Origin of the sequence: Paraburkholderia agricolaris (assembly GCF_009455635.1) — a bacterium.
GTDB lineage: Bacteria > Pseudomonadota > Gammaproteobacteria > Burkholderiales > Burkholderiaceae > Paraburkholderia > Paraburkholderia agricolaris.
In genome coordinates this window covers 2,197,373-2,212,610 of sequence record NZ_QPER01000001.1, presented here as the reverse complement: position 1 = coordinate 2,212,610, position 15,238 = coordinate 2,197,373, and the positions used below count along the sequence as shown (strand labels likewise).

15 protein-coding genes and 1 pseudogene are annotated in these 15,238 nt (G+C 61.2%); 7 read left to right on the top strand and 9 right to left on the bottom strand.

Annotation, left to right across the window (positions count from 1 at the left end):
* The first annotated feature begins 62 nt into the window (after window positions 1-62).
* Both GH665_RS10000 and GH665_RS09995 read left to right on the top strand, forming a co-directional pair.
* Complete coding sequence (locus tag GH665_RS10000) at window positions 63-989, top strand: hypothetical protein (RefSeq protein WP_153135730.1); 927 nt, start codon at window positions 63-65, stop codon at window positions 987-989.
* Window positions 990-1,367, top strand: coding sequence for a copper resistance CopC family protein (locus GH665_RS09995; RefSeq protein WP_153135729.1), 378 nt, complete (start codon window positions 990-992; stop codon window positions 1,365-1,367). It abuts the gene before it with no gap.
* Window positions 1,368-1,574: 207 nt separating this feature from the next.
* Here GH665_RS09995 and GH665_RS09990 read toward each other — a convergent pair whose 3' ends face one another.
* The 3 genes from GH665_RS09990 to GH665_RS09980 form a co-directional block, all read right to left on the bottom strand.
* A complete protein-coding gene (locus GH665_RS09990; protein WP_153135728.1) occupies window positions 1,575-1,943 on the bottom strand; it encodes a DUF190 domain-containing protein in 369 nt (122 codons plus the stop codon).
* Between the two features lie 154 nt (window positions 1,944-2,097).
* Window positions 2,098-2,472 carry a DUF190 domain-containing protein gene (locus GH665_RS09985; protein WP_153135727.1) on the bottom strand — a complete coding sequence of 125 codons (375 nt, stop codon included), beginning with the start codon at window positions 2,470-2,472 and terminating at the stop codon, window positions 2,098-2,100.
* 246 nt (window positions 2,473-2,718) lie between these two features.
* A complete protein-coding gene (locus GH665_RS09980) occupies window positions 2,719-3,543 on the bottom strand; it encodes an AraC family transcriptional regulator (RefSeq protein ID WP_153135726.1) in 825 nt (274 codons plus the stop codon).
* A 110-nt stretch (window positions 3,544-3,653) separates the two neighbouring features.
* Here GH665_RS09980 and GH665_RS09975 point away from each other — a divergent pair, with 110 nt between their 5' ends.
* Both GH665_RS09975 and GH665_RS09970 read left to right on the top strand, forming a co-directional pair.
* Window positions 3,654-4,859 (top strand): FAD-dependent oxidoreductase, encoded by a 1,206-nt coding sequence (locus GH665_RS09975; RefSeq protein WP_153135725.1) that lies wholly within the window; start codon window positions 3,654-3,656, stop codon window positions 4,857-4,859.
* An 11-nt stretch (window positions 4,860-4,870) separates the two neighbouring features.
* On the top strand, window positions 4,871-5,269 hold the full coding sequence (locus GH665_RS09970; RefSeq protein WP_153135724.1) for a hypothetical protein: 399 nt from the start codon (window positions 4,871-4,873) through the stop codon (window positions 5,267-5,269).
* A 14-nt stretch (window positions 5,270-5,283) separates the two neighbouring features.
* Here GH665_RS09970 and GH665_RS09965 read toward each other — a convergent pair.
* Window positions 5,284-5,607: pseudogene (locus GH665_RS09965) on the bottom strand (SDR family oxidoreductase); the annotation flags it as partial.
* Window positions 5,608-5,710: 103 nt separating this feature from the next.
* Window positions 5,711-6,625 (bottom strand): LysR family transcriptional regulator, encoded by a 915-nt coding sequence (locus GH665_RS09960; protein ID WP_153135722.1) that lies wholly within the window; start codon window positions 6,623-6,625, stop codon window positions 5,711-5,713.
* A gap of 158 nt (window positions 6,626-6,783) precedes the next feature.
* Between GH665_RS09960 and GH665_RS09955 the strand changes: the two genes are divergently transcribed.
* The gene (locus GH665_RS09955) at window positions 6,784-7,767 is read left to right on the top strand and encodes an aldo/keto reductase (RefSeq protein ID WP_153135721.1); all 984 of its coding nucleotides are present in this window, start codon (window positions 6,784-6,786) and stop codon (window positions 7,765-7,767) included.
* Window positions 7,768-7,862: 95 nt separating this feature from the next.
* Here GH665_RS09955 and GH665_RS09950 read toward each other — a convergent pair whose 3' ends face one another.
* The 3 genes from GH665_RS09950 to GH665_RS09940 form a co-directional block, all read right to left on the bottom strand.
* A complete protein-coding gene (locus GH665_RS09950) occupies window positions 7,863-8,450 on the bottom strand; it encodes a PqiC family protein (RefSeq protein WP_153135720.1) in 588 nt (195 codons plus the stop codon).
* Window positions 8,447-9,991 (bottom strand): PqiB family protein, encoded by a 1,545-nt coding sequence (locus tag GH665_RS09945; RefSeq protein ID WP_167530981.1) that lies wholly within the window; start codon window positions 9,989-9,991, stop codon window positions 8,447-8,449. The genes GH665_RS09950 and GH665_RS09945 overlap by 4 nt, the downstream gene beginning before the upstream one ends.
* Window positions 9,992-10,067: 76 nt before the next feature.
* Complete coding sequence (locus tag GH665_RS09940; protein ID WP_153135718.1) at window positions 10,068-11,336, bottom strand: paraquat-inducible protein A; 1,269 nt, start codon at window positions 11,334-11,336, stop codon at window positions 10,068-10,070.
* A 348-nt stretch (window positions 11,337-11,684) separates the two neighbouring features.
* On the opposite strand from GH665_RS09940, the gene GH665_RS09935 reads away from it, so the two are divergent.
* Both GH665_RS09935 and GH665_RS09930 read left to right on the top strand, forming a co-directional pair.
* Window positions 11,685-12,347, top strand: coding sequence for a DUF3313 domain-containing protein (locus GH665_RS09935; protein WP_153135717.1), 663 nt, complete (start codon window positions 11,685-11,687; stop codon window positions 12,345-12,347).
* Window positions 12,348-12,356: 9 nt separating this feature from the next.
* Window positions 12,357-12,578, top strand: coding sequence for a hypothetical protein (locus tag GH665_RS09930; protein ID WP_153135716.1), 222 nt, complete (start codon window positions 12,357-12,359; stop codon window positions 12,576-12,578).
* Between the two features lie 272 nt (window positions 12,579-12,850).
* Here the strand turns inward: GH665_RS09930 and katG are convergent, their stop codons facing one another.
* Entirely contained in the window at window positions 12,851-15,115 is a 2,265-nt protein-coding gene (gene katG / locus GH665_RS09925) for a catalase/peroxidase HPI (protein WP_153135715.1), read from the bottom strand.
* Between the last annotated feature and the right edge of the window lie 123 nt (window positions 15,116-15,238).

Here is a 15,238-nt window from a genome sequence, read left to right as displayed (position 1 = left end):
CGTGGGGTGTCGCCGCACGCACGCGCGGCGCGGTATCAAGACAATTGGAGAAGGACTCAATCATGCGCAAGCTTTTCAAGCGGCACGCGGCGCCCGCGCGCGCCGCGCTGATGGCGGCGGCCGGCGCCGCCTGCCTTGCCGGTTCGCCGGCTGCTTCGGCCCACGCGGTCGTCGGCGATCGGGTGTTTCCCGCCACCTTGACGGTCGACGACCCTGGCGTCGGCGATGAATTCGACACTCAGTTCGGCCATGTCAAGACGCAGGACGACAACGGTGACAACATGAACGTCAACACCGTCTCCTACGAGTGGGACAAGCTGATCACAAATAATCTCGCGTTCAGCATTGCCAGCAACTACGTCACGCAGAACGCACCGAACGGCGGCTCGGCCAAGGGCTGGGACAACCTCACCGTCGGCGCGAAGTACATGATCTACGCCAATGCGCATCACGAATTCATGGCGTCGATAGGACTGCTCGCGGAGATCGGCGGCACTGGCGCAAAATCGATCGCGAATGCCTATTCCACGCTAACGCCAAATTTCTATTTCGGCAAGGGCTTTGGCGACCTGCCGGCCTCACTTGGCTACCTGCGTCCCTTTGCCGTGACGGGGCAGATCGGGCCGAACCTGACGACTACATCGTCCGACAATGGTCCGAACTCGCTCGGCTGGGGTTTGACGTTGCAGTACAGCCTTCCCTACCTGCAATCCCAGGTGAAGGACCTGGGCATCCCGCAACCGTTCAGCAACCTGGTGCTGGTCGTGGAAGCGCCGATGAGCACCTGCACGGCCGGCGCATGCGCCGGTCAAACCACCGGCACCGTCAACCCGGGCGTTCTCTGGCTCAACCGTTACGGACAGTTCGGTGTCGAAGCGCAAATTCCGGTCAACCACCTGAGCGGCAATCACGTGGGAGTGCTATTCGACGCCCATCTGTATTTCGACGACATCTTCCCCAACTCTCTTGGCAAGCCGCTCTTCAATTAAATGAAAACCTCTCTCCTGAACTCATTCACAGCACGTGGCCTGGTTGCCGCGTTCACGTTGACTGTCGCGCAACTGGCGCATGCTCACGCGTATCCGACCCATCAGGCGCCATCCGCCGGGGCCACGGTGACCACCGCCCAGAAGGACGTGGCGATCGACTTCGACGATGGTCTGGAACCGGCATTCAGCTCGATTACCGTGACCGATGCACAGGGCAAACCGGTGACGAGCGGCAAATCCGTGGTCGATTCGTCCAACAGGAAGCACATGTCGGTAGCGCTGAGCGCGCTGACGCCAGGCGATTATTCGGTCGCATGGGTGGCGGTCGCGGAAGACGGGCACCGTACCCAGGGGCACTACACCTTCACGGTGAAATAACGGTAGATCCGCGCGTCGTCGCGCGGATCGCAGTCGCCGCCACGCAGGACATCCGGTGCGCGATTGCGATGGGGCTGACCGCGAGGCAGCCCCTGACACAAGGTCCGTGTTTTCCGTGTTTTCCGTGTTTTCCGTGTTTTCCGTGTTTTCCGTGTTTTCCGTGTTTTCCGTGTTTTCCGTGTTTTCCGTGTTTTCCGTGTTTTCCGCCTATTCCTGCGAGCGTTTGAACACGGAAAAATGCTTCGCCGCTTTGTGCGGGACGTCGTCGCCGATCACACCGAACTCGATCGGAAAGCGTACGTAGAAAACGTGTACGTTTTCGGCGCGTACGATATCCAGAAGCTGCCCGGCCTCCTCTTCAGTCACGGCCAGAATGATCTGCACCGGCTGATCGTCGAGCCTGAGCATGTGCGCCGCATGATGCGAACCTGCGTGGCCAATACCTTCGGCGCAATTGATCACGGTTGCGCCATTGATACCGAGTTTGCGAACCTCGTGCAGCAGCCATTCGCATATAGTCTGATGACCGTGCCGCCTGTTCTGCTCTGTATAGAACGTCAGTTGATAGCCGTTCATCGCGTATCTCCGCCGCCCAACGGGTCATTGCGGCGCCAGGTTGTGCACGGACCGCCCGCCACCTTGCCCGACCGGGGCAGGCCCGGGCATCCACCGCTTGATTTATTCTAGTTCACGCCAGTAACCACGCGCGATTGTGCCGCGCAGCATCGCTTCAATCGCCGCCTGCGTGCCCGGCGTCGTGCTCCCCTCTACCCGTTCCCGCACTTGCGCCTGCGCCAAGCACTTCGTACTCGATAGGACAGCGCGTATAGAAGAGTTGAACACCGCCGTGCCGGAGGGTATCGAGCAGCGCATCGATGCGTGCATCCTCCGCAGCCACCGTGACCACGACGGGCTCGTCGACCAATTCAAAAAAGCGCGCCGCGTGGTACTTGCCACGCACATCGATGCTTTCGCTCACTTCGATCACCGTCGCGCCCTCAATACCGGCTGTTCTTGTCATCTCCAGAATCCAGTCGACAACGGTCATGCGACTTTTGCGGTGGCTTTGATTGGCTGCGAACATCGTCAATTGACTGCCTTTCATGAGGTGCTCCGGTTGGTTTCCGAAGGAGGCATGATCTGCCGCTGCGTGCCGGACGTGTCACGATCCGCATGGACATGTCGCGTAACAGCGCTGTACGGCCCCATTGCAATGATGATAGGCCATGGTTTGTGCCGCCACTACCAGCGCATCGGTTAATGGACTCACGAGTAGCGCCGCGGCGCTGGCCGGCTATCCGCTGTATTCATCGCCTCGCCTGGCTGGAAAAACCCTACGCTGTCCACCGCCCTAACCCACACTGCTGCGGTTCGAGAAATAGCGGCCGGGCGATTCGCCAAACGCCTTGCGGAACATCGCGATGAAATTGCTCGGGGTTGCGTAGCCGAGTGCATCGGCAACGTGCGCAACGGCATCTCCGTTTGCCAGCATTTCAAGCGCGAGCGTGAGGCGGCTCTGCTGGCGCCATTGCGCGAAACTCATGCCGGTCTGCGCCACAAAGTGTCTACGCGCAGTCCGTGCCGACAGACCGGCCCACATCGCGAGTTCGTCGAACGTCCTTTCATCCTGCGGGCATTCGAGCAGAAGGTTCGTTATCGCCAGAAGCCGGCGCTCCGTCGGCATAGGCAAATGAAGCGCTTCGCGCGGCGCCAGACGGATCTCATCGAGCAGCACCGCGACCACCCGTTCCTGCTCCGGCTGAAGTTGCTCCGCGCTGCTCCAGCTTGCCGCCCGGCGCACAAGGGCGCGCAACATCTCGCTCACCCCGACGACGCATGGCTGCTCCGGCAGACCCGCGGTCACGTCCGGTCTGATCATCACGCCCCAACCGCTCAGCGCACCGCTCACACTAGCCTCGTGATCGACGCCATGCGGAAGCCACCCGGCACGATGCGGCGGCAATAGCCACGATCCTCGCGCGGTGCGAAGGCGGACCAGGCCGCTCTCGATGTAAAAGAGTTGCCCGCGCACGTGGCTGTGCCACTTGTACTCCCGCGTTCCAAGCCGGAATTCGTTTCCAGGCTCATCGGCGCCCCAAAAGGCAAAAAGCGCCGGGCCATCCGCGCGTTCGCTCAGATCCGGAATGGGATCGATACCCTTGTTAAAAATGGCCATATTTCATTATTTATCGTCCGACCGTCATTATCATGCCAATCGGCTTGACCGGTAACCTTGTTGCATCTCAGGAGCGGAATGACCGCTCCGACTGGATTCCGGGAGCATAGATGCAGATGCGGCATGTTTCGATCGTCGGTGCGGGTCTTGGCGGCTTGTGTCTGGCACAAGGTCTAAGAAAGGCCGGCGTGCCCTTCGATGTTTATGAACGGGATCCGGCTGCGGAAAGCCGCACTCAGGGTTATCGGATCAGGATCGACGCTCACGGACAGCAGGCGCTATCGCAATGCCTCCCTGAGGACCTGTACGCGCTGTTCCTGCAAACTTGCGGCGCCGCTGGAAACGTTCAGTTTCTGAATGGCGATCTCGAACCTACTCCGGGACGCCCTGCCAGAAGTTGGCGGACCTCGGGCGTTGACAGCGATCCGCAGCCCACGTCGCCCGACCTCAGCGCAAACCGGCAAACCTTGCGAGAGATCCTGCTCAGCGGTATCGAGGATCGCGTTCATTTCGGCAAGTCGTTGCAGCAGTTCGAGGTCGACGGCGACGACGCCGTACGCATCCGCTTCGAGGACGGCACGCGGGCGGTGTCGACGTTGCTGATCGGTGCGGACGGGGTGAATTCGAGCGTGCGTCAGCAACTCGCGCCAGCATCGGAGCCGGGCGACACTGGCGCACTCTGCATCTATGGCAAGACCGTCGCCACGCCGGAGCTCAGGGAGAAGATCGGCACAAGCTTGTGCGCGAACACATCCGTGATCTTTGACGATGGATTCGCGGTGATTCTGGACCCCATGCGGTTTCCCGAACAATTGCCTTCCATCGCGAGGCGGGTTGCGCCCACCTGCAAGCTGAGCCCGGTCGACGATTATCTTTACTGGGCGTTCATCGGCCCTCGGGCGCGGATGGGCATCGCCGCCGATCTGCCGAACCCGGCCCGTTTAACGACGCTCATCGAAACGCTTGTTTCTCATTGGCATCCCAGGCTTCGTACGCTCTTCGCACAAGGCGATATCAACACGCTCGCCATGCTGCCTGTACGCAGCGCCACCTCGCCGCTCGCAACGTGGCCCTCCGGTCCCGTGACGCTACTCGGCGACGCGATCCATGCGATGAGCCCTGCCGGTGGCCTAGGCGCCAATACCGCGCTACGGGACGCGGCCGCGCTCGCCGAGGCGGTCTCGACTTGCGCGGATCTGCACGAGGCCGTCTCCCGTTACGAAACCGCCATGCGCGACTGGGCGGAAACCGCGCTCAATGCTTCCGAAGACGGCGCACGCAGTCTGTTCTGCGTGGCCACCACACATCATTCATGAGAGGGAAAACCATGGAATCCATCGACAATTTCAGCGTGCATAGTCTTGAGAACTTCCCGGTCGTCTGGTCACGCCGCTCCGCCATCAAGCCCGGGTACTCCGGGCAGTGGGAAAGCGAAATGGATGCGCTGCTTGAACGCGCAACGCCGTTCGTGATCATTTTCGAAGAGGGTCAGCCCGACGAATCGCACGAAGACAGGAAGACGCGAGGGCTCTGGCTCAAGCGCAACAAACTCGCGCTCGGCGCACTTTGCAAGGCAGTCGTCGCCATCGAACCGGATGCGATCAAACGGACTGCCCTGAAGGCGCAATCCGTGTTGGCGACGAAAGCATTCGGTGTCGCCATGGAGATTGTCGAGTCGAAGGAAGCGGCACAGAAGCTGGCGTTTGAACTGGTGGAGCAGTCGTAGCCGGCGGGTGAAGTTCACACTTCCTGACTCGTCGGCCTGAACAGGATTTCGTTCATATCGACGTCGTCCGGCTGGCTCATCGCAAACACCACTACACGCGCGAACGACTCCGCGGGAATCGCGAACTGTTCGTAGAACTGCTGAATACCTTTGGCGACATCGGGTTCGGTGATGCTGCCGGGCAATTCAGTAGCGATTGCGCCGGGCGACACAATCGTGGTTCGGATGTTGTATGGCTTGACCTCCTGGCGCAAACCCTCGGACAGCATACGCACCGCGGCCTTGGTCGCCGCATACACCGTGCTGCCCGGGCGCACCTTGTGACCCGCCACCGACGAGTGTGAACCGCCCATGCTAGCGAGGGTTCAGCAAGGAAAGAAGACCGATAACGCGCACGCCCTTATGTGCGCGATTCACTAATCGTGCTTGCAAGGGTTGTGATCAACGCGTGTCGGCGGTATTGGCGTTGGCCCAATCCCGCACCGCCTGCGCGAATAACCGAAGCGCGGTGGGCGGATGGCGATTGGCGGGGTAATAGAGGCAGACGCCCGGGAACGACGGGCTCCATTCGGCAAGCACCTGCACGAGGCGCCCTGACGCCAGATGCTCTACGACCAGATAGTCGGGCACCCAGGCGATGCCGATGCCGACTAGCGCCGCCTCCACCATTACGTTCAGATTGCCCAGCGTCATGGGACCGTCGACGTCGATGCTGGCGCTCTTGCCGTGGTACTCGAGGTCCCACCGATAAAGCGCGCCGCTTTCGAAGCGAAACCGAATGCAGCGGTGCTGCGCGAGATCGTGCGGCGCCTTGGGCGCTGCATGCTGCGCGAGGTAGTCTGGCGACGCGACTGCGGCAAAGCGCATATCGGCGCCGAACCGGATGGCCACCATGTCACGTGGCACGTCCTCCAGCACCCGGATGCCGGCATCGAAACCATCGGCCACGATATCCACGAGCCGCGTATCCACGACAAATTCGACGTGAATATCCGGGTAGGTCGCCAGAAAATCGGGCAACACATGCCGAACAATGGCTTTTGCACCGGACTCGGACGCGCTGATGCGGATCGAACCCGACGGACGATCGCGCGCGGAGGCAACCTCGTTCACCGCGTCTTCGAGGTCGGCGATGGCGGGCCCCACGCGCCGCAGAAGTTGCTCGCCGGCCTCGGTCAGCGCGACCGAGCGGGTCGTCCGGTTGAACAACCGCACGTCGAGTCTCGCTTCGAGGCCTCGCATGGCGTGGCTGAGCGCCGATGGAGAGACACCCAGTGTGCGCGCCGCCGCGCTGAAGCTTCGCTGGTGGGCAATCGCGACGAAAGCAGTGAGTTCGGAAAGACCGGCGCGCAGCATAGATGAATTCCACTCATAACCTCATGCAATTGTAGCCATATTGTTGAATCACATACAGCAGCCTAAGCTTGCCTTCTATTGAACGAACCTCGAGCGACGCTGCTCAGCGTTGCAGATGGCGCGCGCTGCGCCAGCCACCTTTCGAAAGGAGAATGCACATGCAAAAGCGCAAACTGGGAAAAAGCGGTCTTGAAGTGTCGGCAATCGGCCTTGGCTGCATGGGTTTGAGCTATGGCTATGGCCCGGCCACCGAGAAAACCGAAGGCATCAAACTGATACGGAGTGCTTTTGAACAAGGTGTTACGTTCTTCGACACCGCCGAGGCCTACGGCCCATTCTTCAACGAAGAACTGGTCGGCGAGGCGGTTGCGCCGTTTCGCGATCAGGTCGTGATCGCCACCAAGTTCGGCTTCCAGGAGGGCGACGTGAGCAAGGGGCTCGACAGCCGCCCCGAACGCATCCGGGCAGTCGCCGAAGCGGCGCTCAAGCGTCTGAAAACCGATCGCATCGACCTGTTCTATCAGCATCGCGTCGACCCGAACGTGCCGCTCGAAGACGTAGCCGGCGCGGTCAAGGATCTGATCGCGCAAGGCAAGGTCAAACACTTCGGCATGTCCGAAGCGGGTGCGCAGTCGATCCGGCGCGCCCACGCCGTGCAGCCGGTAGCCGCACTGCAAAGCGAGTATTCGCTGTGGTGGCGCGAGCCCGAGCAGACGGTGCTGCCCACGCTGGAGGAACTGGGTATCGGCTTCGTACCGTTCAGCCCCCTGGGAAAAGGCTTCCTGACCGGCGCCATCGACGCGAACACCACCTTCGACAAGACTGATTTTCGCAGTATCGTGCCGCGCTTCTCCGAGGAGAACCGCAAAGCCAACGCCGGTCTCGTCGACGTGCTCGGCAAGATCGCAGGCAGCCGCGGCACCACGCGCGCGCAGATCGCACTAGCGTGGTTGCTCGCGCAGAAGCCGTGGATCGTGCCGATTCCGGGCACCACCAAGCTGCATCGGCTGCAGGAAAACATCGGCGCGGCCTCGGTCGAACTGTCGGCAGCCGATCTAACCGCGATCGAAGCGGCACTAAAGCAGATCCAGGTCGTGGGCGATCGCTACCCGGCCCACTTGCAGCAGCGCGTCGATCGCTAACGCCTCTGCGCCCATTCTCCGGCGCCACGCGCTGCTGGCGCTGGAGAATGAGCTGAGCCGCTGTCGCGCATGCACTAATCCGTCTACCCTGACCTCTACTGCGATACAACGGATTGCATCGCCCCGGCGATATCACGCGCCACGGACGCGAGAGCACGGCTGTATGCGCTGACCAGCGCGTTGTAGCCCGGTCCGCTCAGCACCTCGCGTACAACCGTTCGCCCGCCAACCGGTTCGCCCCGCTTCGGCGCGCGCACCGACCAGATCACGGCCAGCATCACCGTACCGCTCGTTGCTGAATCGAAGCTCTGCACGTCCACCGACACGCGGTAGGCATTGTCGTCCGCACGCTGCGGGTAGACGGATACGATCGAACCCGGGAGGCATTGCGTGAGATCAGCCGCTATCACACGCGCAATCTGACTTTTCAGCGGATCAGCCCAGCGAGCGAATTCGTCGATGGATACACGGTTCTCGTCAACCCGGGAGACGATTTGCGGGCGATCGACCAAATCCGGCACCGTAACCGGGCCGATCGCAATCGCCACAGGTTTGACAGCCGGTCGCAGTTCGACAAGCTGCACGGGACTCAACGTATAGAACTGCGACGGTGGCGACGTTGCGCATCCCGCAACGAGGGTAAGCACGATCGCTCCCAGGCAAAACGACGACAGTCGGCTCATGGCTTATCCTCGCTCTTGCCACGAATCAGCGCTTCCGGATGGCGCTGCAGATAGTCCGCCAGCGTGCGAATCGACACGGCGGCTTGTGACAGTTCACGCATTGTTTCAGTCGTGCTCTGCTGCAATGGCGAGTCGCTTTGCATCGTGCGATTTGCTGACGTGAGCGCCTCACGCGCCGCAGCCAGCGTCGCCTTGGCATCCGGCGCCAGATCCGTATTGACGGTGTTCAACAGCGAATCCGCGTCGTTCAAGGTCTTGCGCAGATCTTTGCTGATTCCCTCGAATGGAATGGCATTCAGCTTGGCAACGAGACTGGCGATCGAGTCTTGCAAGCCCTGCAGGTTGCCCGGCACCGTCGGCAATTGAGGAGTCGCATTGTTCCAGTTCACTTTCGCCTTCGGCGCTGCGGGAAAGAAATCGATCGCAACATAGAGTTGCCCCGTAAGAAGACTCGCGGTCTTCAATTGGGCTCGCAATCCTTTCGCTATCAGATAGTCCGCAAACGCTTGTCGCTCAGACGCCGTGCCACCCATGCCGCCCTGCCAGTTTCCGCGCGAGACCAGGCGTTCAGGGAAAATGTTGACCTCAACAGGGATATTGAATTCCTTTCTGACGGGATCGAAGTGCGCCGAAATCGCCGATACTTCGCCAATAACGATCCCCCGGAAGTCGACGGGCGCGCCGACGGCCAATCCGCGTACCGACTCGTTGAAGTTCAGCACGTACTTGTCGACGATTGCATCATGCCGCTTCATGGCGTCGGCCCGATCGCCGAAAAGTTGAAACTCGCGTTTCGCGTCCGCTTCAGATCTGGTCGTCGTGTCAGGCGGGTTCTCGAACGCGAGGCCGCCGATCAGGATGGAGACCAGCGATTCCGTGTTGACCTTCACGCCCGTCGTATCCAGGCTCACGTCAACACCGCTCGCCTGCCAGAAGCGTGTGTCATTCGTGACGTACCTGTCGTACGGTGCGTTGATAAAAACATGCACGGTCATTCCCGCACCATCGGGATCGAGGGCGTAGGAAACGATCTGGCCAACCTGAAGCCTGCGAAAGAATACGGGCGAACCGATATCGAGTGAGCCGATGCTGCTGCTCCTGAGCACGAACTCCCGCCCCGGCGCCCCCGAAGCGAGCACCGGCGGCGACTCGAGTCCGACGAAATCGCGCCGGGCCTTTTGCGAGGCGCCAATATCCATGCCGATGTGCGAACCGGAAATCAAGGTGCTGATACCCGACACGGTGCCGCCTGAAATGCGCGGCCGAACCACCCAGAAGCGGGTGTCGTCGACCAGCATGCTCGAGGCGTTACGCGACATCTCAGCGCTGGCAAGCACGGTCTTGTGATCGTCGGAAAGGGTGACACTCCTGATTACGCCGATATCGACGTTCTTGAACTTGATCTTCGTCTTGCCTGCCTCGATGCCCTCACCCGTGGTAAAGCTGATGGTGATGGTCGGGCCTTTTTGCATGATCGACTGCACCGCCAGTCCGCCCGCTATCAGCACCGCCACGAGCGGCACGAGCCACACAAGCGGCATGCGCCACTTCGATCGCTGCGCGACAACCGCGGTTGGGAAGTGAGCCGTATCGTCGTTGCCGTTCTGTCCTGACACCTTATTCACCGTCCAGCTCCACGGCGTCCCATATGAGTCGTGGATCGAACGACAGCGCGGCGAACATGGTCAGAACAACGACCGCGCCGAACGCTATGGCCCCGGGACCCGCGTCGATCGTTGCAACCGAACCGAATTGCACGAGCGCGACCAGGATGGTGATGACGTAGATATCGAGCATCGACCAACGGCCGACACACTCCACCCACCGGTAAATACGTGTCCGCTTGCGCGGCATCAGGGACGAGCGCAACTGAGTGCTCCAGGCGAGATAGGCTAACGAGAGAATTTTGAGCATGGGCACCACGATGCTGGCGATGAAAACGATCGTGGCAAGCGCCCACGAACCCGAAGTCCAGAGAAACACCACGCCGCTCAGAATCGTGTCGGATTGCGAGCTGAATAAGGTGCTGGTGATCATTACCGGCAGCAGCACGGCAGGGATATAGAGAACCATTGCGGCCAGCAGAAACGCCCAGGTACGTGCAAGACTATTGGGCTTGCGCAGATGCAACACCGCGCTACAACGCGGACAAATCCCGCCACGAAAATGAGCGAGCGGTTTCGACACCAACCCGCAGTCATGACAAGCGAATAGACCGGCGCGTGCAGCAGTAGCCGCGTTGACGCTTGCCTTTGGCGTGCGTGATGCGGCGTCGCCACCCGGCACGCCGTCAATACGCGCCCATATATCACGCGGATTGAACGAAACAGCCGCTGCCGCGAGCAGCACCATTACCGCGCCGATTGCCCAGATCGCTACACCGGGAACAACGGTCGCGAAGTGCTGGAGTTTGACGAGCGCGACCAGCATGGCAAGCATGAGTACTTCAATCATTCCCCATGGCGCGACGTGTCTTAGTACGCGCAGAACGATCTCGGGACGCTGAGGCGAGCCGCCAATATGCAGCGGCAAAAGTAGATAGATCACCGCCGCGATGTTCAGCGCCGGCATCAGAATCGTCGTTACCAGAACGAGACCTGCTATGGGCCACATACCGTCGGCGTACAGCGAACAAACCGCATCGAGCAGCGTGGTTTCGACGAGTGCGCCCTTGACCCACAGTCCGATGATCGGAAAACAGTTGGCAACCACGAACAGGATCCCGGCGGCGAGCGTCAACGCCAGCGCGCGATCGCAGGTAGCCGGCAGGCTCCGGTAGAGGGCCGCGTCGCATCGTTGGCAGCGCGCGATGCTGCGTTCGAACAGCGACGCCCTCCATTGCAACAGGTCACATTCGTGACAGGCGATCATTCTGGCTTCATTCATCTTCGGCATCCGCTTGCGGGCGCATTACCTCGCACAGCCCAGCAGCGCGTGGCACCTTATTCGATCGGTGCGGCCAGGTTCGTACCGGCGCTGCGCAGAGACAGTTCAAGTGAGGCGCCAGCGTAACACCGCAATTTTTCTATGTAAACCGTCCAGGCGGTTTGTTTTTATCGAAGACCAGAACCGGATACAAACCGACTTCTCATTGCAACATTATCGAGTCACCACAAAAACAATCCGGATAGACGGTTTACAAACAATAACGGCAATGCTACTGTTCGGCCTCATCGGTCCTGCGCCAAACGAAACATCCCCCGACACCCCAACCTGCCCTTCGTGGAACCCAGAATGCTGAAGAAAAACCTCGTCCCGCTTCTTTTCACCGCCGCGGCGGTGCTGACCCTGACCGCATGCGCGGGTGTACAGCCGGTCGCCTACACGGGCATCTCCTCCGCGCCGCAATTGACGCAGAACCGTGGCGACGATTCTGGCAAGGTGCCTTATAAATACTCGGCCCCCGTCGCCTGGTCGCGCTACACGCAGGTCGTGCTGGATCCTGTGGTTGTCTATCAAGGCAGCGACAACCAGTTCGGCGACATGAAAAACGAAGATCGCGCCGCGCTTGCCGATTACATGGGTAAGACGTTTTCGGAAAAACTGGCGACGAAGTTCAGCGTTGCGCAGCAACCCGGCCCTAACACCTTGCGGGTCAAGCTGACGCTAACGGGTGCCGAACAGACCACGACGCTGATTGGACAGTTCATGCATTTCGATCTTGCAGGCAATCTCTACAACGGCGTGCAGTCAATCCGCGGCGGCCAGGGCGCGTTCAGCGGTTCGGTATCCTACGCAGTGGAGATCTTTGACGCCGCCAGTGGGCAGCTATTGAAGGCCTATGTGTCGAAGCAGTATCCGAACGCGATGAACCTTCCGGCCGCCTTCGGTTCGTTGAGCGCCGCGAAGACCGGGATCGACAAGGGGGCGGACGCGTTGGTCGCCCAGCTTCACTAGCATTTGACCATGCGCGCATTAGCCGACTTCGTTGTCTCGCTCGCGCCACCGCCCTTGATGGTCGCCGTGGTGTTCTCGCTCACGTATCTACTGGTCGGAATTCCGCTCCAGCTCCGACGCGGCCGGGATGCGCGCGACCTGCTCGGCACGCTGGCCGGCGTCTTCGCTGCGCTCGTCTATATCACGCTCGTTGTGGGTTTCGGTCCGGGCACCCCGCTCGCCTCACGATGAGCGAGCGGGTCCTGGCAAAAGGAACGAACACGATGCGTGGGATGAAGTAGACGTCATGACGCATTCGCGTTCCATCCGCGCTGGCGTCACGCGCTGGACAGCGCAAATGCGGCGGTATCTGGGTGTGGGTTGCCGGCATGTTTGCCGGATTGCGAGGGAGTTATCCGACGTGGTCCGCGGAAGGCTGTAACGGCGGCTTCACCGATGAGAAACGGGAAACCGGGTCCCGCCAGGCCAACAAGCCTGGCGGGACCCGCATCTACTCAAAAGATTCAGGCGAGATCGAAACGGTCGAGGTTCATCACCTTGACCCAGGCCGCGACAAAGTCGCGGATGAATTTCTCCTGCCCATCTTCGCTTGCATAGACTTCGCCCAAGGCCCGCAGTTGAGCATGCGAACCGAAGACCAGATCGACCCGGCTGCCGGTCCACTTCACTTCGCCGGTCTTGCGGTCGCGCCCTTCGAACACGTCATTGGCGGCCGAGACCGGTTTCCATTCCGTACCCATGTCGAGCAGGTTGCGGAAGAAGTCGTTGGTCAGCGTTTCCGGCCGGCTGGTGAAGACACCATGCTGGTTATTCTGTCCGGCATGGACGTTCAGGGTACGCAGGCCGCCGATAAGCGCGGTCATCTCAGGGGCGGTCAGCGTCAGCAATTGCGCCTTGTCGATCAACAAAGCCTCGGCCGGAACGCCGTATTTGCCTTTGAGATAGTTTCTGAAGCCGTCGGCAACCGGTTCGAGGAACGCGACGGACTCCACGTCAGTCTGTTCCTGCGATGCATCCATGCGACCGGGCGTGAAAGGCACGCTCACCTTATGGCCCGCGGCCTCTGCAGCCTTCTCGATGCCGGCGCTCCCCGCCAGCACGATCAGATCGGCCAGCGAGACCTTCTTGCCGCCTGACTGCCCGCCGTTGAACTCGGCCTGAATGCCTTCGAGGGTCTTCAGCACCTTGGCCAGTTGCTCGGGCTGATTGACCGGCCAGTCCTTCTGCGGGGCGAGGCGAATACGTGCGCCATTGGCGCCACCGCGCTTGTCGGAACCGCGGAAAGTGGATGCCGACGCCCAGGCCGTCGTGACCAGTTGCGAAACGGACAGCCCCGATGCGAGGATTTTCTGCTTCAGTGAGGCGATGTCCTGTGCATCGACCAGCGGGTGGTCGCCCTCCGGAATCGGGTCCTGCCAGAGCAGCTCTTCGGCCGGCACTTCCGGTCCCAGGTAGCGGGCACGCGGTCCCATGTCGCGGTGGGTCAGCTTGAACCATGCACGGGCAAAGGCATCGGCAAGCTGATCCGGATTCGCGAGGAAGCGCCGCGAAATTTTCTCGTAGGCGGGGTCGAAACGCAGCGAGAGGTCCGTGGTGAGCATCGTCGGCCGCTTCTTCTGCGCGGGATCGAATGCATGCGGAATCGTTTCAGCGGAATCCTTGGCGACCCACTGATTCGCGCCAGCGGGACTCTTCGTCAGTTCCCACTCGTGACCGAACAGATTCTCGAAGAAGCCATTGCCCCACCTGGTCGGCGTACTGGTCCAGGTAACCTCCAGACCGCTGGTGATCGCATCGCGGCCACTGCCGGTGCCGAAGCTGCTCTTCCAGCCCAGCCCCTGGTTCTCGAGTCCGGCGGCCTCGGGTTCCGGCCCCACGTTGCTGGCAGGACCGGCGCCGTGCGTCTTGCCGAAGGTGTGACCACCAGCGATCAGCGCGACCGTTTCCTCGTCGTTCATGGCCATGCGTCCGAACGTTTCGCGGATGTCATGGGCCGCGGCGAGCGGGTCGGGATTACCGTCCGGACCTTCCGGGTTCACATAGATCAGGCCCATCTGCACGGCGCCCAGCGGATTCTCCAGATTGCGGCCATGGTCGTCGCGGCTGGTTTCGCTGCCGTGCAATTCCGCGTCGGCCACGATCACGCCTTCGTCGCCGTCCTTGCCGGCCGCGCCCTTGCCATAACGGACATCGCCGCCCAGCCAGGTCTTTTCGTTGCCCCAGTAGACGTCGAGATCCGGCTCCCACGTGTCCTCACGGCCGCCGCCGAAGCCGAAGGTCTTGAAGCCCATGGTTTCCAGCGCCACGTTGCCGGTAAGGATCAACAGGTCGGCCCAGGAAATTTTCTGCCCGTACTTCTGTTTGATCGGCCATAGCAGCCGGCGCGCCTTGTCGAGACTGACGTTGTCCGGCCAGCTATTGAGCGGCGCGAACCGCTGCTGGCCGCGCCCGGCGCCGCCGCGGCCGTCGCCGGTACGGTAAGTGCCCGCGCTGTGCCATGCCATACGGATAAAGAGCGGACCGTAATGACCGAAGTCGGCCGGCCACCAATCCTGCGAATTCGTCATCAGCGCGGCGAGGTCCTTCTTCACCGCGGCGAGATCGAGGCTCCTGAAAGCCTCGGCGTAGTTGAAGCTGTTGTCCAGCGGGTTGGACTTGCTGGAGTGCTGGCTGAGCAGATCGAGCCGCAGTTGCTTTGGCCACCAGTCACGATTCGTCGTGCCGCCACCGGCGGTATGGTTGAACGGGCACTTTGCTTCGTTTGACATGCGCTATCTCCTTGAGAGGACATACCCACTTGGTCTGCTACCGCATCCGGCTCCTGGGGTGCACCGCCGAACCGCGCCGGCGGGCTGGCCGGAAATCACATAGTGGGCGCTTTTTGTGTACCA